The sequence below is a fragment of the Aquihabitans sp. McL0605 genome, from assembly GCF_049993875.1.
Classification (GTDB): Bacteria; Actinomycetota; Acidimicrobiia; order Acidimicrobiales; family Iamiaceae; genus Aquihabitans.
Genome location: NZ_CP188252.1, coordinates 2247684 through 2266894 on the forward strand (window position 1 = coordinate 2247684; position 19211 = coordinate 2266894).

At 71.9% G+C, this 19211-nt stretch carries 18 protein-coding genes, 2 tRNA genes and 1 other RNA gene; 14 read left to right on the forward strand and 7 right to left on the reverse strand.

Going from position 1 to position 19211, the window contains the following annotated elements:
- Positions 1-24: 24 nt before the first annotated feature.
- The gene (locus ACPPVX_RS10305) at positions 25-1593 is read left to right on the forward strand and encodes an alpha/beta hydrolase (protein ID WP_426574813.1); all 1569 of its coding nucleotides are present in this window, start codon (positions 25-27) and stop codon (positions 1591-1593) included.
- A 15-nt stretch (positions 1594-1608) separates the two neighbouring features.
- Here ACPPVX_RS10305 and ACPPVX_RS10310 read toward each other — a convergent pair whose 3' ends face one another.
- A complete protein-coding gene (locus ACPPVX_RS10310) occupies positions 1609-1899 on the reverse strand; it encodes a hypothetical protein (RefSeq protein ID WP_426574814.1) in 291 nt (96 codons plus the stop codon).
- 141 nt (positions 1900-2040) lie between these two features.
- On the opposite strand from ACPPVX_RS10310, the gene ffs reads away from it, so the two are divergent.
- Positions 2041-2139, forward strand: an RNA gene (gene ffs, locus ACPPVX_RS10315) — signal recognition particle sRNA small type.
- A gap of 33 nt (positions 2140-2172) precedes the next feature.
- Positions 2173-2257: transfer RNA gene (locus tag ACPPVX_RS10320), tRNA-Ser, on the forward strand.
- 140 nt (positions 2258-2397) lie between these two features.
- Here ACPPVX_RS10320 and ACPPVX_RS10325 read toward each other — a convergent pair.
- Together ACPPVX_RS10325 and ACPPVX_RS10330 are read right to left on the reverse strand one after the other, a co-directional pair.
- Positions 2398-4974: a DUF4062 domain-containing protein gene (locus tag ACPPVX_RS10325; RefSeq protein WP_426574815.1), complete on the reverse strand. Its 2577-nt coding sequence runs from the start codon at positions 4972-4974 to the stop codon at positions 2398-2400.
- A gap of 71 nt (positions 4975-5045) precedes the next feature.
- On the reverse strand, positions 5046-6608 hold the full coding sequence (locus ACPPVX_RS10330) for an HD domain-containing phosphohydrolase (RefSeq protein WP_426574816.1): 1563 nt from the start codon (positions 6606-6608) through the stop codon (positions 5046-5048).
- 130 nt (positions 6609-6738) lie between these two features.
- On the opposite strand from ACPPVX_RS10330, the gene ACPPVX_RS10335 reads away from it, so the two are divergent.
- From ACPPVX_RS10335 to ACPPVX_RS10360, 6 genes are all read left to right on the forward strand, one after another.
- Positions 6739-7107, forward strand: coding sequence for an AraC family ligand binding domain-containing protein (locus ACPPVX_RS10335; RefSeq protein ID WP_426574817.1), 369 nt, complete (start codon positions 6739-6741; stop codon positions 7105-7107).
- Between the two features lie 158 nt (positions 7108-7265).
- Positions 7266-8018: a maleylpyruvate isomerase family mycothiol-dependent enzyme gene (locus tag ACPPVX_RS10340; protein WP_426574818.1), complete on the forward strand. Its 753-nt coding sequence runs from the start codon at positions 7266-7268 to the stop codon at positions 8016-8018.
- A gap of 1 nt (position 8019) precedes the next feature.
- Positions 8020-8508 carry an NUDIX domain-containing protein gene (locus ACPPVX_RS10345; RefSeq protein ID WP_426574819.1) on the forward strand — a complete coding sequence of 163 codons (489 nt, stop codon included), beginning with the start codon at positions 8020-8022 and terminating at the stop codon, positions 8506-8508.
- A 64-nt stretch (positions 8509-8572) separates the two neighbouring features.
- Entirely contained in the window at positions 8573-9040 is a 468-nt protein-coding gene (locus ACPPVX_RS10350) for a nucleoside deaminase (RefSeq protein WP_426574820.1), read from the forward strand.
- A 69-nt stretch (positions 9041-9109) separates the two neighbouring features.
- Positions 9110-9196 (forward strand) — tRNA-Ser (locus ACPPVX_RS10355).
- 139 nt (positions 9197-9335) lie between these two features.
- A complete protein-coding gene (locus tag ACPPVX_RS10360) occupies positions 9336-9617 on the forward strand; it encodes a helix-turn-helix domain-containing protein (protein ID WP_426574821.1) in 282 nt (93 codons plus the stop codon).
- Here the strand turns inward: ACPPVX_RS10360 and ACPPVX_RS10365 are convergent.
- From ACPPVX_RS10365 to ACPPVX_RS10375, 3 genes are all read right to left on the reverse strand, one after another.
- Positions 9595-9909: a hypothetical protein gene (locus ACPPVX_RS10365; protein WP_426574822.1), complete on the reverse strand. Its 315-nt coding sequence runs from the start codon at positions 9907-9909 to the stop codon at positions 9595-9597. The genes ACPPVX_RS10360 and ACPPVX_RS10365 overlap by 23 nt on opposite strands.
- A gap of 219 nt (positions 9910-10128) precedes the next feature.
- Entirely contained in the window at positions 10129-10611 is a 483-nt protein-coding gene (locus ACPPVX_RS10370; RefSeq protein WP_426574823.1) for a VOC family protein, read from the reverse strand.
- A 177-nt stretch (positions 10612-10788) separates the two neighbouring features.
- Positions 10789-11358, reverse strand: a complete 570-nt coding sequence (locus ACPPVX_RS10375) for a YceI family protein (protein ID WP_426574824.1) — start codon at positions 11356-11358, stop codon at positions 10789-10791.
- A 100-nt stretch (positions 11359-11458) separates the two neighbouring features.
- Between ACPPVX_RS10375 and ACPPVX_RS10380 the strand changes: the two genes are divergently transcribed.
- The 3 genes from ACPPVX_RS10380 to ACPPVX_RS10390 all read left to right on the forward strand — a co-directional run bounded on the left by ACPPVX_RS10380 (position 11459) and on the right by ACPPVX_RS10390 (position 14609).
- Positions 11459-11986, forward strand: a complete 528-nt coding sequence (locus tag ACPPVX_RS10380; protein WP_426574825.1) for a MarR family winged helix-turn-helix transcriptional regulator — start codon at positions 11459-11461, stop codon at positions 11984-11986.
- An 81-nt stretch (positions 11987-12067) separates the two neighbouring features.
- The gene (locus ACPPVX_RS10385; RefSeq protein ID WP_426574826.1) at positions 12068-13930 is read left to right on the forward strand and encodes an ABC transporter ATP-binding protein; all 1863 of its coding nucleotides are present in this window, start codon (positions 12068-12070) and stop codon (positions 13928-13930) included.
- A gap of 94 nt (positions 13931-14024) precedes the next feature.
- A complete protein-coding gene (locus ACPPVX_RS10390) occupies positions 14025-14609 on the forward strand; it encodes a superoxide dismutase (RefSeq protein WP_426574827.1) in 585 nt (194 codons plus the stop codon).
- A gap of 154 nt (positions 14610-14763) precedes the next feature.
- On the opposite strand, the gene ACPPVX_RS10395 is transcribed toward ACPPVX_RS10390, so the two are convergent.
- The gene (locus ACPPVX_RS10395; RefSeq protein ID WP_426574828.1) at positions 14764-17433 is read right to left on the reverse strand and encodes a DUF4214 domain-containing protein; all 2670 of its coding nucleotides are present in this window, start codon (positions 17431-17433) and stop codon (positions 14764-14766) included.
- A 128-nt stretch (positions 17434-17561) separates the two neighbouring features.
- On the opposite strand from ACPPVX_RS10395, the gene xseA reads away from it, so the two are divergent.
- Both xseA and xseB read left to right on the forward strand, forming a co-directional pair.
- Positions 17562-18935 carry an exodeoxyribonuclease VII large subunit gene (gene xseA / locus ACPPVX_RS10400; RefSeq protein ID WP_426574829.1) on the forward strand — a complete coding sequence of 458 codons (1374 nt, stop codon included), beginning with the start codon at positions 17562-17564 and terminating at the stop codon, positions 18933-18935.
- A complete protein-coding gene (gene xseB, locus ACPPVX_RS10405) occupies positions 18932-19210 on the forward strand; it encodes an exodeoxyribonuclease VII small subunit (protein WP_426574830.1) in 279 nt (92 codons plus the stop codon). The genes xseA and xseB overlap by 4 nt, the downstream gene beginning before the upstream one ends.
- The last annotated feature ends 1 nt before the right edge of the window (position 19211 follow it).

Consider the following 19211-nt stretch of genomic DNA (forward strand, 5'->3'; position numbering starts at 1 on the left):
GCTCCGGCGGTACTCTCCGCGGCCATGGGGACGATGGCGAAGCGCATGATCCTGGCGGTGGCGGTGCTCGGGCTGGCCACGGCGAGCTGCTCGAGCGGAGACGGCAGCGACGGGTCAGAGAAGACCACGTCGACCACCGCGGCGAAGGCGACCAGCACCACCGTGAAGGCGATCGACTGGCCCGAGCCGGTCTTCAAGGAGGGCGAGTGCCCGATGCGCCTCGGCGACGCGGTCATCGTCGACGTCACGTGCGGCACCGTGGCGGTCCCCGAGAACCGGCTCGATCCCGACAGCCGCATGATCCAGCTCGCGGTCGCCACCCTCCACTCGACGTCCCCTGACCCGAAGCCCGACCCGGTCGTCCGGCTCGAGGGCGGACCCGGCTTCTCGAGCCTGGCCGACGTGGGCAACGACGCCACCTCGCCCGTGCTCGACGACCGCGACTACATCCTCTGGGACCAGCGCGGCACCGGGTTCTCCAAGCCCAACCTCGACTGCCCCGAGGCCAACGAGGCCATCTGGGAGTCGTTCCGGACCACCGACGACGCCCCCACCGAGGGCGCCCGCCTCCAGGACAGCATGCGGGCGTGCCGCAAGCGCCTGGTCGCCGAGGGGGTCGATCTCAACGGGTACAACACCGTCCAGAACGCCGCCGACCTGGCCGACCTCCGGGTGGCGCTCGGCATCGACGAGTGGAACCTGCGGGGCGTGTCGTACGGGTCGGCACTGGCGATCGAGACCGTCCGCAGCCACCCCGAAGGCCTGCGCTCGGTGCTGCTCGACTCGATCGTGCCGCCCGATGCCGGCCTCGGCGGCGTGGCCCGCGGCGAGAGCGCGCTGAAGTCGTTCGACCAGCTCTACCGAGCCTGCGCGGACGACGCCGCCTGCGCGAAGAAGTACGGCGACCTCCACGTCCTGTTCGACAAGGCCGCCGCCATCCTCGACAAGGACCCCTACGAGACCTCCGTCATCGACAACCAGACCGGCAAGGAGCGCCAGGTCTCGCTCACCGGCCAGGACGTGTGGGCGGGCCTGTTCAACGCCATGTACGACAACTCGCTGATCCCCGTCCTGCCCGGCGTCGCGCAGGCCATCGTCAACGGCGACAACGGCGTGGTCGACGCCATCGCCGAGTCGGGCATCCCCCTGGCCACCGACCAGACCGACGGCATGACCACGTCGGTCGACTGCGCCGACAACCAGGAGCTGTTCGACGCCAGCAAGGTCGACCCGTTCCTGGAGGAGCACCCCGAGCTCTCCGCGCTCGTCTACCTCGGGCTGCCCGAGACGGGCTGCCCGGAGTGGGACGTCGAGTCCAACCCGCCGCCCTACAACGAGCTCCTGAAGAAGGACGACGTCAAGGTGCCCATCATCGCCATGGCCGGCCGGTTCGATCCCGTGACCCAGGTGTCGGGCTCGCAGCGGGTGGCCGACGCGCTCGGCGTCGACCTGCTCCTGTTCCCCAACGTCGGCCACGGCGCCGTGGGCAGCGACGACTGCGCGCGCACGATCTGGTTCGCCTTCATGGACGATCCGAGCGGCTACCCCGACACGTCCTGCATGGACGACATCGAGCCGATCACCTTCGGCTGACCTGCCCGCTGGGGCTCAGATGGAGGCGGCCCGGTCGGCTCGGGCCTTGGCGCCACTGGTGTACGAGCTGATGTCGAGGACCAGGCCGAAGCCGACGATGATCCAGCCGAAGCCGCTGACCCCGCCCACCGGGGCGTAGACCAGCGCGAAGAACAGCGTGGTGAACGGCAGGAACAAGAACCCGAGGAACGCCTCCAGGAACCCGTTGAACGCGATGGCCATGCGGTCGCTGAACAACCACACCAGGAAGATGGCGAAGCGGGGCGCCGCCATCCCGATCATCGCGACGATGCATCCACAGCCCATGGTCAGATCCTTCCGCAGCGGTCGGCCTGACCGTACCCGGCGCCCTCGGCGGGCGCCGCGGATCTCCCCTGGTCACCGGCCCGCATGGACGCAGGGCCGGGCCGGCCGACTATCGTGGATCTGTCCGCACCCGCAGGTGGCGGCCGGGTCCTGTGCATCTTCAGCCCGTGAACCGGGTCAGGGCCGGAAGGCAGCAGCTCTCAGCGGTGTCTGAGGAGTGCCGCAGACCGCCCGGTCGCCTCCTGCGGGTGTGGACGTAGAAGTGCAGTGCCCGGAGGGGTGCGAGAGCGGCCGAATCGGCACGCTTGGAAAGCGTGTGTGGGGAAACTCACCGTGGGTTCGAATCCCACCCTCTCCGCGGAAGGGCGCCCCGGACCTTGGTTCGGGGCGCCGTCGCGCCCCACCGCCCCCCCTGCGCGCCGGCCGCGCCGTCTCCGACCCCGATGTGTCGGCGTGGCGCCCCTGGCTCCACCCTCGTGACGGCTCGTCGGTCCGGACCTACCGGGTCGTCGTCGGGAGCAGGACGAACGGGTCCGCAGCACACCCTGCCGCGCGGGCGGCCGCGTGCTCGTCGGGGCCGAGCGCTTCGGCGAGCGCAGCGACCAGCGCGGCGCGCTGGGCCTGCATGACAGGCCACACCGCCACCTCGACTCGGTCCCTGATGGCGTCGGCCGCACCCATCAGCACCGCGGCCTCGCGGATGCGATCGTCCCCGAACGCGATGGCGGCCCCGATCTCGAGGCAGAAGACCGTCTCCTCCGTCTGCCGCGTCAGCCGGCAGCAGTCGGCCGCCTCGGCGAGGAACGAGGCCGCCTCGTCGAGATCGCCGTCGCGCAGGGCCCCGATCGCGAGCTGGCCAAGGATCTGGCCGATCAGGACCAGCTCGCCGACCTCCCTCGCGAGGACGAGCGCCTCGTGCTGGAGGGCGATGCCCTGCTCGACCGATCCCTCCCGCCTGGTCACCGAGCCGAGCACGGCGAGGGCGAAGGCCAGGCCCCAGTCGAGGCCGAGCGCACGCCCGCCGGCGACAGCCGCGGTGGCCAGCTCCACCGCCTCCGCGATCGAGCCGTCGACCGCCGGGATGATCACCGCCAACAGGCAGGAGACGATCGCGATGCCCTCGAGGTCGTCGGTGGCGCGGTAGGCGGCGAGCGCCCGCCGGAGCAGGGCTTCGGCACCGGCGCGGTCGCCGAGCGAGAAGCGCACCGCCCCGAGCGCTTCGCTGACGCAGGCCTCCGCCTCGCCATCAGCGACCCCCTCGGCCCGGTCGAGCCGGGGCGCCAGGCCCTCGATCCACGCCCGGCCCTCCGACATCCGGCCGCCGAGCCAGTACCAGGCCCACAGCGACGCGGCGAAGAGGCCGAGCGCGGCGCCATCGTCCTGCTCGGTCCGCCACGCGATCGCGGCGCGGACGTTGGGGAGGTCTCGCTCGAGCTCGGCCCACTGGTTGGTCGCCCGGGCCTGGTGCGCCGGATCGCAGCTGAGGACCAGCTGCAGGCACCGCTCCGCATGGCGGTCGCGCGTGGCCGCCAGCTCGGGCCGCTGCAGCAGCCGCTCCCAGGCGTAGGCGCGCACCGTCTGGAGCATGGCGATGCGCGGTCCGGCACCGGTGTCCTCCACCAGGACCACGAGGCTCTTCTCCAGCAGCGACGACAGCGTCTCGAGCACGTCGTCGATGGGCTCCGCGGCGCACACCGCCTCCACCGCCTCCAACGAGGCCCCGCCGCGGAACACGGCGAGGCGGGCGAACAGCGCCTGCTCGCGCTCATCGAGCAACCGGTGGCTCCAGTCCAGCGTCGCCCGGAGCGTGCGCTGGCGGTCCGGCAGGTCGACGCTGCCGCTCGCCAGCAGATCGATCCTGTCCCCCAGGCGGTCGAGGAGCGCCTCGGGCGAGAGGAGGCGCGTGCGGGCGGCGACCAGCTCGATGGCGAGCGGCAGGCCGTCGAGGCGCCGGCACAGCTCCGCCACCGCGGCCGCGTTCGACGCGTCGAGGCGGAAGGCCGGGCGGGCGGCGGTGGCGTGCTCGACGAACAGCTCGACCGCCGCCATCGCGCCCAGGCGCTCGACCGCGTCGGGCGCATCCTCGGCGGTCCGCCCGGGAACCTCCAGCGGCGCGAGCGGGTGCTCGTGCTCGCCGCGCAGCCGCAGCACGTGGCGACTGGTGATCAGCAGCGCCAGTCCCGGGCACCGGTCGAGCAGCAGCGCGAGCTCGGGACCGGCCTCGGTGACCTGCTCGAGGTTGTCGAGCACCAGGAGCAGGTGGTCGGCTCCGACCGCGTCGACGACGGCATCGAGCGCCGGTCGGGCCCGTTCCACCGTGGCGCCGATCGCGGCGGCGATCGTGGCGGTGACGAGCGCCGGGTCCACCACGTCGCCGATGCGCACGATGCGCACCTCGTCGAAGTCGGGCTCCACGGCGCGCGCCACCTCGGAGGCCACCCGCGTCTTGCCCACGCCGCCGGTGCCGGTGATGGTGACGAGCCGCGCTCCCGATCGCACGAGGTCGGCGATCGCCTCGACCACGTAGCGGCGACCGATGGTGGGGGTGAGCGGCGCGAGCAGGGCCGGCGGCGCGTTCCGCATGGTCGACCCGGGCACCACGACGGGATGATCGTTCGCCTCGAACCGCTCGCTCAGCAAGATGGCCAGGTCGCCCTCGACCAGGTCGGCCAGCTCCTCCAGCGTCGAGAACCGGCGGTACGACGAATCGGGGTTGTCGGCAAGGCGCCCGATCAGCTCGGTCAGCGCCGCGTCGCGCTCGGGCGCCGGCTCCTTGATGTACATGAGCCGCGGCATCCCGTCCGAGCGGAGGAACTCGTCCTCCAACCCCGAGATGGTCTCGTCGGGCGCCACCCAGCCGTACCGCTCCCAGTACACCCCCACGAACACGTGGCTCTGGTCGAGGTAGGCGCGGTAGAGCTGCGCCGGCGGGTGGGGCCGCGCGCCCAGCTCGAACATCACCGGGATGAGGTGGAGCCGCTCGACCGCGCCCCGGACCGAGACCCGCTCGGGCGCCAGCTCGCCGAGCGTGGAGCTGACGAACACCCGCAGGCGCTGATCCGGCGTCAGTATCACGTCGCCCGTGAACCCCGCGCGTCCATCGCGACGGTCTACCGCCTGCACGCGAGCCGTGCCGCGCCGTCGGGCTACGGCTCGACCGGGAGGAGACCGTGGCGCATGGCGTAGAGGCTGGCGCCGGCTCGGTTCGAGGCGCCGATCTTCGTGTAGATGTGCTCGACGTGGTTGCCCACCGTCTTGGGCGCGATCACCAGCCGGGCGGCCATCTCCTTGTTCGACAGGCCCAGCACCAGCAGGCGCAGCACCTCGACCTCCCGGTTGGTCAGTCCTCCAGGGCCCCGCTGCCGGCGGCTCCGACGGTGGCCGGCTGCCTCGAGCACGGCGTCGACCACGTCGGGGTCGAGCCGGCCGGCCCGCCCCTCGGCCCGGAGCTGATCGGCTGCCTCTTGGGCGAGCAGGGGCTCGCGGTGGGGACGCGGCTCGCACATGGCCTGGTAGGCGTCGGCCGCGCCCAGCACGCGCCCGTCGCGCGAGATCGCCGCGCCGTCGAGGCCCCGCGGGTACCCCGAGCCGTCCAGCCGCTCCCGGAGCTGCACCGCGGCACCCCCGGCCGAGGCGAGGGCCGCGGCCTGGTGGAGCATGCGCTCGGTGAAGTGCGGGTGGAGGCGGACGCGCTCCCACTCACCCGCCGTGAGCGGTCCGGCCTTGTCCCAGATGGCGTTCGAGACCCCCAGGCGCCCGTACCCGCTCACCAGGCCGCTCCGGCGCACGGCATCGACCTCGGCCTCCGGCGCGCCGAGCAGCTCTGCGGTCCGCGCCGAGAGGGCGGCGACGGCCTCCGAGTGACCCAGCGTGTACGGCGACTTGAGATCGACGAAGCGGGCGATGGCCGCGAGCACCTCGTCGAGCTCGGCCGGTGACAGCAGCACCGCGAGGGTCGGTTCGCCGCTGATCACGACATCCCACGAACCGTCCGCTTCGAGGTCGTGGAACACCTTCTCGGGATCGCCGCGCAGCGCCTCGACCAGCGCCGGGTCGAACTGCTTCGCGGACCGGCGATCCGCCATCTCCACGGCGCCGTCGATGCCGCCCGCCCGGAAGGCGACCTCCGAGAACTCGGCGAGCTGGGTGACGCGCGACGCCATCGGGATGGCATCACCGGCGAGGGTCCCGGGCCACCCCTTGCCGTCCCACCGCTCATAGGACGCCATCAGCGAAGCGAGCACCGGCTCCGGGAGGCCGAGCTCCTCGCCCAGGGACCGGGCCAGCTGGCTGTGGCGCTCCATCATCCCGTCGGCCTCCTTGCGACCCGACACCGCGAAGTCGAAGCCGACGCGGATCCGGTGCAGCGGCGTCCCTCCGGAGCCGAGCAGCTTGAGCATGGCGACCACGTCGCCGACGCTGTACGGGTCGTGGTCGTACTTGGTCGCCCGGAGCGCGATGTCGTCGCCGAACCAGAGCGCCTGCTCGTGCGCGTCGGTGTGGCACCCCACGTTGACGAGCAGCGCCGTGTAGTAGACGGTCGCCCGCTCCTGCTCGTCGAGGTCGACCAGCTGGGCCAACCGGAGGGCGATGCGGCACTGGCGCAGGACGTGCTCCATCGGCTGCCCGAACCCGAGGTCGATGCCGAGCGACAGGGCCGCGAGCACCTCGGCCAACCGCACCGCCGCGGGAGGAGCCTCCAGGTCCACGCGCGGAGGCTACGACCAGCGGCCCGACCGCGCCCTGGAACCCGCGGAAGATGAGGGGTTCACCCCATGACCGGATCGCTGCGCATCCGTACCGTCCCGGTGAGGAAGTCGAACCACAGGAGGAAGACCGATGACGAAGGTTTCCAGCAGCCACGCCGACCTGGTCGAGGACGTGGGACCGGTGCTCGACCGCGCCAGCCTCACCGACGGCCACACCGTCTCGCTCACCACGTTCCGCGAGCACATCGACATGACCCCGATCCTCGCTTCGCTCCCGGGCGGGCGCTGCGCCTGCCCCCACTGGGGCTACGTGGTGAAGGGCCGGGTCACCGTCCGCTACGAGGACCACGACGAGGTGCTCGAGGAGGGCGACGTCTACTACATGTCCCCCGGCCACGTTCCCGACATCGAGGCCGGCACCGAGCTGGCGATGATCAGCCCGACGGACCAGCTGGCGGCGACCGAAGCCGCCATCCACGCGGCCATGTCACCCTCGTAGCGCTCGACCGCCATCGCCGAACGCCCCCGCCCCCGCCCGAACGCGGCACGGATCACGGACGCCTCGTCCGGGATGGGGGCCAGGTTCCGCGGGGGTTGTGGCGGGCGGGATGGTCGCGACCCGGGTCACGCCGGCGTCCACCGCGACATGATGGGCGGGTGGACGACGTCAACGCGGCGCTGCGGGCGCAACAGGTCGAGCTGGCCGGCTACGTGGCCGGCGCCGATGAGGCCGCGCTGCTCCAGCCCTCTCGGTGCGACGGCTGGACCGTGGCCGACGTGCTCCTCCACCTGGCGCAGACCAACGAGATGGCCGTCGCCAGCGTGCAGGGCCGGTTGGGGGAGTTCGTCGACGGCGCCGCGGCCGGGCTGAGCCCGACCGGATCGATCGACGACTGGGCCGGCGCGCTCGTCGACGCGCAGCGCACCGACCCCAGCGCGGCGCGCGACCGCTGGATCGCCAGCGCCGAGGCCCAGAGCCAGGCGTTCGAGCGGAGCGACCCCGACGCCCGCGTGCAGTGGGTGGCCGGTGACCTCGCGGCCCGCTCGCTCGCCACCACGCGGCTCACCGAGTCGTGGATCCACACCGTCGACGCGGCCGTCGCGTTCGGTCCGCCGCCGCCGCCCACCGACCGCCTGTGGCACACCGTCCGCCTCACGTGGCGCACCGTCCCCTACGCGCTGGGCCAGGAGGGCATCGTCGCCGCCGGCCCGGTGGCGTTCACCGTGGCCGGCCCCGACGGCTCGCCGTGGACGTTCGGCGACGCGGCCGCGGCCACCACGGTCATCACGGGCACCGCCCTCGATCTGTGCACCGTCGCCGGCCAGCGCGCCACGGCCGCAGCCACCGGCCTGCACGGGACCGGACCCGATGCCGACGACGTGCTCCGGCTCATGCGGACGTTCGCCTGACGTGGTGAAGCTCAGCTCCGGCCTGCTCCTGCACCGCGAGGTGGGCGACGAGGTGCAGGTCCTGCTCGTGCACCCGGGCGGCCCGTTCTGGGCCAAGAAGGACGACGGCGCCTGGTCGATCCCCAAGGGCGAGCACGGACCCGACGACGACCCGCACGCCACCGCCATCCGCGAGTTCACCGAGGAGCTCGGCTCGCCACCGCCGCCGGCCAGTCCCGATCCCACGGTCGCCGACGACGATCTCGGGTTCGTGCGCCTCGCCAGCGGGAAGCGCATCCGCTGCTTCGCTCGCGCCGCCGACTTCGACGCCACCGCCATCTCCAGCAACACGTTCGAGCAGGAGTGGCCGCCGCGCTCGGGCCAGATCCAGGCGTTCCCCGAGGTCGATCGGGCCGAGTGGTTCCCGCTGCCGATCGCCCGCGTGAAGCTGAACCCGGCCCAGGCCGAGCTGATCGACCGGCTCGAGGACCAGCGGGCGGCGGCCCGGTAGGCGACGGCCCGGTCGGCGGCGGCCACGGAGCCGGGGCTGGTCGGCCACGCCGTACGCTCCTGCGGTGCCTGGAGAACCGCTGCCGATCGACGACCACGCCGCCATGGGGCTCGCGCTCGACCTGGCCCGAGAGGCGGCGGCCGCCAACGAGGTGCCGGTGGGCGCCGTGGTGCTGATCGACGGCCAGGTGGTCGCGGCGCGGCGCAACGAGCGCCAGCAGAGCGGTGATCCCACCGCCCACGCCGAGGTCCTGGCCATCCGCGACGCGGCCGCGGCCCTGGGCGACCGGCGCCTACGCGACGCCACCCTGGTGGTCACCCTCGAGCCGTGTCCGCTGTGCGCCGGGGCGGTGTGGGCGGCGCAGGTGGGCCGCGTGGTCTTCGGTGCCGCGGACCTCAAGGCCGGGGCCATGGGCTCGCTCTACAACGTCGCCGTCGACCAGCGCCTGAACCACACCACCGAGGTGGTGGCGGGGGTCCGCGCCGACGAGGCGGCCGACCTGCTGACCGCGTTCTTCGCCGACCGCCGCTGACGCTCGGGCCCGCCCGGCCGGGGGAACCGGCCTGTGGCGCGGCGGTGGCCGCCGACTAACGTCGGAGCCGGAGGGCTGCCAGAGCGGACGAATGGGACGGTCTCGAAAACCGTTGTGGCTGCAAGGTCACCGTGGGTTCAAATCCCACGCCCTCCGCCCCCGAAGAGGACTCGGACCACTCGGTCCGGGTCCTCTTCTCCGTTCGGGCCTCGGTCGTCACCCGTGGGATCGCCAGCCGGTGACCATACGATCCGTCTCTGGATGTCTCGTCTCTGCCCTGGCTTGATGACCACCCATGACCCCCTCCTCGAGCGCCGGACCCGCCAAGGCCAAGGATCCCGAGCTCATCGCGTTCGGCCAGCACCTGCGGATCCTGCGCCACGAGCGCTCGCTCACCCAGGAGGCCCTGGCCGATGCTGCCGGCCTGCACTGGACCTACATCGGCCAGATCGAGCGGGGCGAGCGCAACCTCACCCTGAAGAACGTGCTGCGCTTGGCCCGGGGCCTGGGCGTGCGCCCGGGCGAGCTGGTGGACGGGATCGGGTCCGACGGGCTCAGCCCGACGTCCAGCGACTGACCACGTCGCCGTCGCGCAGGACGCACAACCCGATCTCCGGCGGTCCGAGCTCGGGCTGGCTGGCGTAGACCTCGACCCCGGTGGTGCGACCGGGCGGCCCCGCCAGGCGGACGAGGACCGATCCGGTCCCGTGGCGGGCATCGAGCACGATCCGCTCGACCCCCTCCTCGTCGACCACCACGATCTGACGGGTGCGGAGGCGCTCCTCGACGCTGGCTCGAAGGAGCGCCAGCTCCAGTTCCAGCGACGCCAGACGGTCCTCGATCCGCGACGTCTGGTCAGGCATGGTCATCTCCGCATGCAACCAGCACACACCGGCAACCGTCCGGGATGCTGCTCATCTGGCCCGGCGCTCGGCGATCCGCCGGGTGCCCACCCCACCGTGCGTTGGCCATGGCCGCTCCCGCTGTCGGCGCGATCGCCTGGGGTGAGGGCGGGCCGCGCATCTCTTGATGACGATGCGTATACCTACTGCACCGGCGGACCCGCGGCAAGGCCTGGGCCAGCGGTGTCAGCGGCCGCCGGGGGTGAGGGGGCCGAAGTGCTCCAGCTCGCGATCGAGGTCGAGCGGGAACGTCCCGACCTGCGCATCGGCGGGGAGCAGGTCGGCAGGGACGACCCAGCACACCTCGAACTCGAGGCCGTCGGGATCCTTGGCGTAGAGGCTCTTGGTGCTGACGTGGTCGGATGCGCCCACGAGGGCGCCGGCGGCCTGCAGCTGCCGACCGGCCTCGGCCAGGTCGGCCAGGGTGCCCACCTCCCAGGCCAGGTGGTACAGCCCGACGGTGGTGCGGCCGGCCGAGGGCGGCCCGGCTCCCTCACCGATGGAGAAGAGCCCGAGGTCGTGATCGTTGGTGGAGTCGGGCGCTTGGAGGAACACCGCGCCGGGGAACCCCATCACGGTGCGGAACCCGAGCACGTCCTGGTAGAACGCGGCGGTGCGCTCGGCGTCTCGGACGTAGAGCACGGCGTGGTTCATGCGCTTGATGGCCATGGCACAGCTTCCTCGGTGTGAGGCCCGCCTCGGTGGAAGGGCGGGCGAGGGGTGGGGTGTTCGGGATGGACGCGAGACGGGAGCACCCGGAGGCGAGGGGCGGGATCCTCGACTCCAGATGCTCCCGTCGATCGAACCGACCGGCAAGGGGGACCGGTCAGGTGCGACGGAGGGTGATCAGGCGTTGGCCTCGGCGGGCACGTCAGCGCCCTGGAGGACGGCTTCGACCTCGAGGAAGATCTTGATCTTGTCGCCGACCACGTGGCCGCCGCCGTCGAGCGGGATGTTGAAGTCGATCCCGAAGTCCTTGCGGGAGATCTCGGTGACGGCGGAGAAGCCGGAGCGGGTGCCGCCCCACGGGTCGCCGCTGACGCCGTTGAACTCCAGGTCGAGGACGACCTGCTGGGTGACGCCCTTGATGGTGAGGTCGCCGGTGACCTTGAAGTCGCCATCGTCGGCCAGGACCGAGGTGGAGGCGAAGGTGAGCTTGGGGTAGGTCTCGGTCTCGAAGAAGTCGGCCGACCGGAGGTGGGCGTCGCGGCCCTCGTCACGGGTGCTGATCGAGTCGAGGTCGACGCTGGCCGTGACCGATGAGTCGAGGGGGTTCTCCCCGATCGTGATGGTGCCGTCGAAGGTGTGGAAGTTGCCCTTCACCTTCGAGACCATCAGGTGGCGGACGCTGAAGCCCACCTCGGAGTGGGAGGGATCGATGACCCAGGTGCCGGCGGGGATCTCGGTGGTGCTCATGGTGTGCTCCTAGCAGCGTGTTGAACGTTTGATTGTTGAAACTGCAATCATCTTATCCCGCATCGTTGAAATGTCAACCACCTTCGGGTACGATTTCTCCATGGCCTCCTCCGCACCCCCGGTACCCGTCCAGTGGCTGACCGACTCGGAGCAGCGCGCCTGGCGGAGCTTCATCACCGGTTCGCGGCGCCTGCTCGAGCAGCTCGACCAGGACCTGAAGGCACAGGGCGTCACCCACGACGACTACGGCGTGCTCGTCGCCCTCTCCGAATCGCCCGACGACCGCCTGCGCATGGCCGAGCTCGCCGACCTGTCGGTCGAGTCCCGCAGCCGCCTGTCGCACCACATCGGCCGGCTCGAGACCCGCGGCCTGGTGGCTCGGCAGAGCTGCCCCGACGACCGCCGCGGCTCGTTCGCCGTGCTCACCCCCGAAGGCCGGGCCACCATCGAGGCCATCGCCCCCCACCACGTCACCGGGGTGCGCGAGTACTTCCTCGACCAGGTGTCCTCCGAGGAGCTGGCCACCATCGCCAACGTGTTCGCCCGCATCGACGGCGCCCTCGGTCCCAGCGCCGACTGCCTGGGCGAGCAGTGCCCGGGCACCGGCGGGCCTGCCGCCGCCGAGTAGCTCCCGCCCACCTGCGCACCACGGCCCGAACCCCCTCCGACCGCGGGGTTTCCCGCAGCGCGCCGTAGCCTTCGACGCGCCATGGACCCGTCAGTGATGCACCGGATGATGATGGCGGACGCGTCCGCCTCGAAGACCACCCTCACCCCGGGGCTGATCAGCCGCGTGTGGCGGTTCGCCCACGAGTACCGGCTGCGGGTGTTCGGCTTCCTCGGCATCGTGGTGGTCGAGGCGTTCCTCGGGCTGATCCCCGCCCTGGTGATCAAGGCGATCATCGATGACGCCGTGCCGCAGAAGGACGACCGCATGGTCACGGTCCTGGCCGGGATCATGATCGCCGTGGCGTTCGCCCTCGCCGCGCTCGGCATGGTGGAGCGGTGGCTCTCCGCCACCATCGGCGAGGGCCTCATCTACGACCTGCGCTCCGCCCTGTTCGACCACGTCCAGCGCCAGCCGATCGCCTTCTTCACCCGTACCCAGACGGGCGCACTGGTCAGCCGCATGAACAACGACGTGATCGGGGCCCAGCGGGCCGTCACCGGCACCCTCGGCACCGTCGTGTCCAACGTGGTCACCCTCGCCCTCACGCTCGGGGCCATGTTCTTCCTGAGCTGGCAGCTCACCTTGCTGTCGCTCGTGCTGCTCCCCCTCTTCCTGCTCCCCGCCAAGCGCGTCGGCGGCCACCTCGCGGGCATCACCCGCGAGGGCTTCGACCTCAACGCCTCGATGAACGCCACCATGACCGAGCGGTTCGGCGTGTCGGGCGCGCTGCTCGTGAAGCTCTTCGGGCGCCACGACGACGAGTCCGACAGCTTCTCCGACCGGGCCCGCCAGGTCCGCGACATCGGCATCCGCAGCGCCATGTACTCGCGCACGTTCATGACGGCCCTCACGCTGGTGGGCGCGGTGGGCACCGCCGCCATCTACCTGGTCGGCGGCCACCTGGTGATCTCGGGGTCGATCAGCGTCGGCACGCTCGTCGCCCTCGGGGTGTTCGTGGCCCAGATCTACTCGCCGCTCACCAGCCTCACGAACGCCCGGGTCGACCTGATGACCGCGTTCGTCTCGTTCGACCGGGTGTTCGAGGTGCTCGACTCGCCGAACCCCATCACCGACAAGGACGATGCGGTCAGCCTCAACGCTCCCGTCGGCATCATCGACCTCGACCACGTCACGTTCGCCTACCCGTCGGGCCTCGAGTCCTCGGTCGCCTCGCTCGAGAGCGCGGCGCAGCTGGCGGCGCCCGACCAGGGGTCGGGCCCGGTGCTGCACGACCTCACGGTGCACATCGACCAGGGTGAGCTGGTGGCCCTGGTCGGCCCCTCGGGTGCCGGCAAGACCACCATCAGCCAGCTGATCCCGCGGCTCTACGACGTGACCAGCGGGGCGGTCCGCATCGACGGCATCGACGTCCGGGACCTCACGCAGGCGTCGCTGCGCGCCGCGATCGGCGTGGTCAGCCAGGACCCGCACCTGTTCCACGAATCGGTCGCCGACAACCTGCGCTACGCCAAGCAGGACGCCACCCACGACGAGCTGGTGGCCGCAGCCACCGCGGCCCGCGTCCACCACGTCATCGACGCGCTGCCCGACGGCTACGCCACGGTCGTGGGCGAGCGGGGCTACCGCTTGTCCGGGGGCGAGAAGCAGCGGCTGGCCATCGCCCGCATGCTGCTGAAGGACCCCGCGGTGGTCATCCTCGACGAGGCCACCTCCAGCCTCGACAGCGAGAACGAGCTGCTGGTGCAGGAGGCCCTGGCCGAGGCGCTGCGCGGCCGCACGTCGATCGTGATCGCCCACCGGCTGTCCACCATCGTCGACGCCGACCGCATCTTGGTGCTCGACCACGGCCGGCTCGTCCAGCAGGGCCGCCACACCGAGCTCATCGAGACGGGCGGCCTCTACGCCGAGCTGTACCGCACGCTGGTGCGCGCCGGCGTCTGATCCACCCCGGCCCACCAGCGCCACGGTTCGCATTCGGGAGATCGGGAAGTAGGGTCCAGCCGAATCGCTGATGAAGCGCCGAAAGGAACCAACCATGGCCATCGAGCTGCCCCCGCTTCCCTACGCCGAAGACGCCCTTGCCGCCAAGGGCCTCTCCGCGGAGACCATCCAGTACCACTACGGCAAGCACCACGCCACGTACGTGAACGTGCTCAACGGGCTGATCGAGGGCACCGAGCACGCCGACTCGTCGCTCGAGGAGATCATCCTCGCCGCCGATGCCGGGCCGCTCTTCAACAACTCGGCGCAGGTGTGGAACCACACCTTCTACTGGAACTGCCTGTCGCCCTCCGGTGGCGGCGCCCCCGACGGCGAGATCGGCGACGCCATCAACTCGGCGTTCGGCTCCTACGACGCCTTCGCCTCCGAGTTCACCGAGGCCGCCAAGACCACGTTCGGCTCCGGCTGGGCCTGGCTGGTCGACGACGGCGGCCTGAAGATCCAGAAGACCTTCAACGCCGACCTGCCGCTGAAGCACGGCGTCAAGGCGCTGCTCACGGTCGACGTGTGGGAGCACGCCTACTACATCGACTACCGCAACGCCCGCCCCGACTACGTGGCCAACTTCCTGACCAACCTGGTCAACTGGGACTTCGTCGCCGCCAACATGGCCGGCTGATCACCCCACGCTGACCGAGCGGCCCACCGCCGCTCGCCTGTGTCGACACGAGGGCCGCTCCCACCCGGGGGCGGCCCTCGTCGCGTCTCCACCCACCCGATCTCAGGTCACCGACCCACCCCACGGGTGGGTGCCCGACCTGAGATCGCTGGGGCTACGACTGGGGGGCGGTGCAGGGGGCGGCGCTGCACACGTCGGTGATGGTGCCGCCGGTGCGGAGGAACGCGTCCTTCTGGCCTTGGGCGACCGACGACGAGCGAGGGTCCTGGTGCGGATCCTCGCCCACCCTCGGGGGCACGTTGGCCAGCGGGGCGAGCGTGGCGCCGCTGTCCCAGACCACCAGGCCCGAGCCACTGGACGGGTAGTCGATGGACGGCAGGTCCCAGCCGGGGTCGACATCGGCCGAGCGGCCGTCGCCGTACACGGGTCGGTGGATCGCCATCCCCGCGGTGCGCGCCTCGATCTCGGCGGTGAGCGGTGCCACCTGGTGATCGCCGAGGGCGACGTGGATCAGCACCCGGTTGGCACCCGATCCGGGGAGCGGATCGTCGGTGAGGTGGGCGGCGTACCCGTTGGTCTCCCCCCGGTCCCACAGCATCTGGATGAGCTGGAGGCCGAGGACGCGATCGGTCGCCCGCAGGTAGGTGTTCTTCATCACCGAGAAGAACGGGTCGAAGTCGACGCTGCGCTCGAGCAGGGTCGAGTAGTTCATGCCGGCCACGCCCAGCACGCCGGCGGAGATGTCGGGCGACACGGCGATGAACGCACCGCCGATCACGCCGCCCTGGCTGTTGCCGTCGTAGAAGAGGTCGCTGGTGTCGAGCACCGGCTGGCCCGCCGTCTTGAACGCGGCGTTCGAGGTGAGCCCGTCAGGCGCCAGCATCAGGCGGCCGAGCACCACCGTGTTCAGGATCCCCTGCTGCGAGCGGTCGCTCAGGGTCCGGAACGTGGACATGTCGGTGAGGATGGTCAGGGCGTTGCCGACGTCCTGGTCGCTCATGCCGACCCAGTCGGTGGCGCAGTACGCCATGTCGTGGTCGCGCACCATGGCGCGCTGCGGGCCCGACTGGACCTCGCCGTAGTCGCCGAACAGGCCGTGGCCGTAGATCACGGCGCGAGCCTTCTGGCCACCGGTCAGCGTGGGGAGCTCGCAGTCGAAGCGGGCGGTGTAGCTGCCGTTGCGCTTGGGCAGGCCGTCGGGACCGGTGTTGAACGCCTGCCCGGCCGAGCCGTCGCCCGTCAGGTACAGCGGCACCTGGTACGTGCCGATCACCCGCTTGGCCACGCCTTCGGTGGGGTTGGCGGTGACCGACGTGACGGTGAACGCCGGGGCGTGGCCATCGAGCGAGGCCAGCGCGTCGTCACGGATGTGGAGCATCCGCCCGGTGGTGCTCTCGGTGGAGGCGACGGTGAACTGCCACTCCAGGTACAGGTCCTGGGGGAGCATGTCGGCGTGGTGGGCGAGCGCGGCGAACCCGAAGGTGGTCTCGACCGCGTCGCCGGTGCCGGGCCCGGTGGGGGCATCCGGATCGGCCTCGAGGATCTTGTCGCGGAGCCGGTCGAACTTGGCCGGGGCGGGGATCTCGGCCCCGGAGGCGTCCTTCATGTGGGTCATGCCCACCACGTAGGTGTGGCCGGCCTTGTAGTCGATCGCGGGCCGGACGTAAAGCACCTGGTCGGGTGAGCCGGCGGGCACGTTGGAGTCGAGCTCGGCGAAGTAGGGCTGCCGCTCACCGGTCTTCTGGTCGATGATCGCGATGGGAGCGTCGTCGTCGAGGCTGGCGCCGATGTCGGTCTGGCCGGCGAGGCCGGTCTTGGCCACGTCGATGCCGGGCACCCGGACCACGATGGCCTGGCCGGGGCTGAACCCGTCGTTGCGGTTCCACTCGACCGGGTCGATGTGCTTGCCCGACGCGTTGGCGGGCATCCACTCGGGCTTGAGCGCCACCCGCACCCCGGTGACGGTGGACGCGTCCTTCACCGTCTGGCGGCTGCTCGGGAACGGCAGCAGGCAGTAGGTGGGGTCGTAGCCGCAGCCGGCGTTGCGAGACTCGCTGCTGGCGAGGAGGGCGACGGCGAGGTCGAGCTCACCGACCTTGCCGGCGGTGTACTGCGAGATCCAGTGGGCCAGGCCGCTGGCATCGGCGTCGCGGTCGAGGTACCGGACGAAGTCGGCGCGGACCAGCTGACGGGCCCGCTCCGACGAACGGATGAACGAGCGCACGAAGAGCTCGCGGGCGGAGGCGTCGCCCAGGCGGGCCTGCCAGTACGCCTTGCCGGGGGCGTCGGCGGCCCGGCCGAGCAGGTGCGAGTAGGTCCAGTCGATGTAGCCGTCGGGCGTCGAGCCCGCCTTGCGCCAGGCCTCGTTCGAGGTGCTGAGCGTGATCAGGAGGTTCTCGTACGAGACGCTCCCGGCTCGGATGCGGCCGCTCCAGTAGTCGAGCCCGGTGGGGTCGGTGGGCCGCTCGAGCACCTGCTCGAAGAGCTCGGCCACGCGCTTGTCGACCTGCGCCTTCTTGAGGGCGGCGGCTCGGATCGGCACCGACGGGTTCGAGGTCTTCCCGAGCGCGGTGGCCAGGGCGACGATGTCGGCCGTCGACTTGGTGCCCGCGTAGCGGGCGAGGATCTGGCGGGCCCAGGTGGCGTTGGCCGGCTGGGCCGTGAGCGCACCTGACGGGGCCACCACCGCGGCCTTGGCGGGCGACGCCGGGCGGCCGCTCCGGGCCCCTGCCGGTCCGATCGGCAGCGAGAGCACGGCGGCGACCGATGCCACCACGGCTCCCGACACCACGAAGCTCCGCCATCCACGTTGACGCTGCACCATCGATGCCCCCTGAGACTCGACTCATCCAGGCCGGAGTCCCCTGACACCGACCGTGGGCGGGACCCTACCCGGAGTGAGCGGTGGTGGCGTCGCTCACCGTCCCCCGGCAGGGCCGGTACCTTCGAGCCGTGACCGACGGCGCGCTCTTCGACGAATCCGTCGGCCGAGACCCTCGGGGCGATACCTGGACGGTGCCCGAGCTGTCGGCCCACCTCGCTCGCCTGCTCGCGGGTGCCCTGCCCGACGACGTGTGGATCGAGGGCCAGATCCGCAACCTCAACCGGTCGGCCAACGGCCACGTCTACTTCCAGCTGGCCGAGCCGTGTCCGGCCGGCCAGCAGCCCAAGACCCAGCTGGCCGTCACCCTGCTGGCCCCCGAGCGGATGCTGGTCAACGCCCAGATCAAGCGGGCCGGCGGCGGGGTCCGCATGGAGGACGGCATCGAGGTCCGCATCCAGGGGCGGGTCCGCTGGTACGGCCCGCGCGGCGTCCTGCAGATCCGCATGCACGGCATCGATCCGGCGTACACGTTGGGCCGCCTGCAGGCCGACAAGGACCGCACGCTCGCCGCCCTGGCCACCGAGGGCCTACTCGACCGCAACGGCCGCCTGCGCGTCCCGCTGGTGCCCCTGCGCATCGGGCTCGTCACCAGCATCGGGACCGCCGCCCACGCCGACGTGATGAGCGAGCTCACCGCCAGCGGCATCGGCTTCACCGTGCGCTCGGTCGACGCCCGCACCCAAGGCGCCGACGCGGCCGCGTCGATCACCCGCGCCCTCACCATCCTCGATCGCGACGGCGTCGACGTCGTGCTGCTGGTCCGCGGCGGCGGCGCTCGCACCGACCTGGCCGCGTTCGACACCGAGCTCATGGCCCGCGCCATCGCCGGGCTCTCGGTCCCGGTGTTCACCGGCATCGGCCACGAGGTCGACCGGTCGATCGCCGACGAGGTGGCCCACACCACGCACAAGACCCCCACGGCCGCGGCCGCCGCGATCGTCAACCGGGTCCGGGCGTTCCTGGGCGACGTCGACGATCGCGCCGCGGCCATCCAGCGAGCCGTCCACCGGTCGTTGCGCGTGGCCGGCAGCCGGCTCGACGATCGCACCGGCCGGGTGGCGCGCAGCGGGGGCCGGGCCCTCGACCGCCAGCAGACCGCGCTCGACCTGGCCGGCGAGCGGACCACGCGAGCGGCCCGCCGGGCCCTCGACGCGGCCGCAGCCGGCCTCGAGGCTCCCGCCCGGGCGGTCGGCGATCGCGGCCGACGCGCCACGGCCCGGGCCGAACGGCACCTCGACGCCACCGCGGCGCGCATCCGCGCCCACGATCCCCAGCTGGCCCTTGCCCGCGGCTGGTCCATCACCACCACCGACGACGGCCGCCTCGTCCGCCACCTCGCCGATGCGCCGCCGGGCACCACCCTGGTCACCCGCGTCGCCGACGGCCGGGTGGTCAGCACCGTCATCGATCCGCCCGATCCCCCGCAGGAGCCCGCACCATGAGCACCCCGATCCCCGTCGACCAGATGTCCTATCCCGATGCGCTGGCCGAGCTGGAGACGATCCTCGAGCGGCTCGAGCACGACGAGCCCGATGTCGACCGCGTGGCCGACGACGTGGCCCGGGCCACCGCGCTCATCGGGCACTGCCGCGCCCGCATCACCGCGGCCCGCATCAAGGTCGACCAGGTGGTGGCCGGCCTCACCCCCGACGGGCTCGCCGTCGAGGGCGACGACGAACCTGACGAGGACGACGAGGACGACACCTCGTCGAGCTGAG

What these genes read in the sequence shown, in the direction of transcription:
- ACPPVX_RS10365 (WP_426574822.1), bottom strand. Translation starts at nt 9,909, where the DNA reads ATGACCATGCCTGACCAGACGTCGCGGATCGAGGACCGTCTGGCGTCG.
- ACPPVX_RS10310 (WP_426574814.1), bottom strand. Translation starts at nt 1,899, where the DNA reads ATGGGCTGTGGATGCATCGTCGCGATGATCGGGATGGCGGCGCCCCGC.
- ACPPVX_RS10370 (WP_426574823.1), bottom strand. Translation starts at nt 10,611, where the DNA reads ATGGCCATCAAGCGCATGAACCACGCCGTGCTCTACGTCCGAGACGCC.
- ACPPVX_RS10305 (WP_426574813.1), top strand. Translation starts at nt 25, where the DNA reads ATGGGGACGATGGCGAAGCGCATGATCCTGGCGGTGGCGGTGCTCGGG.
- ACPPVX_RS10390 (WP_426574827.1), top strand. Translation starts at nt 14,025, where the DNA reads ATGGCCATCGAGCTGCCCCCGCTTCCCTACGCCGAAGACGCCCTTGCC.
- ACPPVX_RS10375 (WP_426574824.1), bottom strand. Translation starts at nt 11,358, where the DNA reads ATGAGCACCACCGAGATCCCCGCCGGCACCTGGGTCATCGATCCCTCC.
- ACPPVX_RS10380 (WP_426574825.1), top strand. Translation starts at nt 11,459, where the DNA reads ATGGCCTCCTCCGCACCCCCGGTACCCGTCCAGTGGCTGACCGACTCG.
- ACPPVX_RS10395 (WP_426574828.1), bottom strand. Translation starts at nt 17,433, where the DNA reads ATGGTGCAGCGTCAACGTGGATGGCGGAGCTTCGTGGTGTCGGGAGCC.
- ACPPVX_RS10360 (WP_426574821.1), top strand. Translation starts at nt 9,336, where the DNA reads ATGACCCCCTCCTCGAGCGCCGGACCCGCCAAGGCCAAGGATCCCGAG.
- xseB (WP_426574830.1), top strand. Translation starts at nt 18,932, where the DNA reads ATGAGCACCCCGATCCCCGTCGACCAGATGTCCTATCCCGATGCGCTG.
- ACPPVX_RS10335 (WP_426574817.1), top strand. Translation starts at nt 6,739, where the DNA reads ATGACGAAGGTTTCCAGCAGCCACGCCGACCTGGTCGAGGACGTGGGA.
- ACPPVX_RS10385 (WP_426574826.1), top strand. Translation starts at nt 12,068, where the DNA reads ATGGACCCGTCAGTGATGCACCGGATGATGATGGCGGACGCGTCCGCC.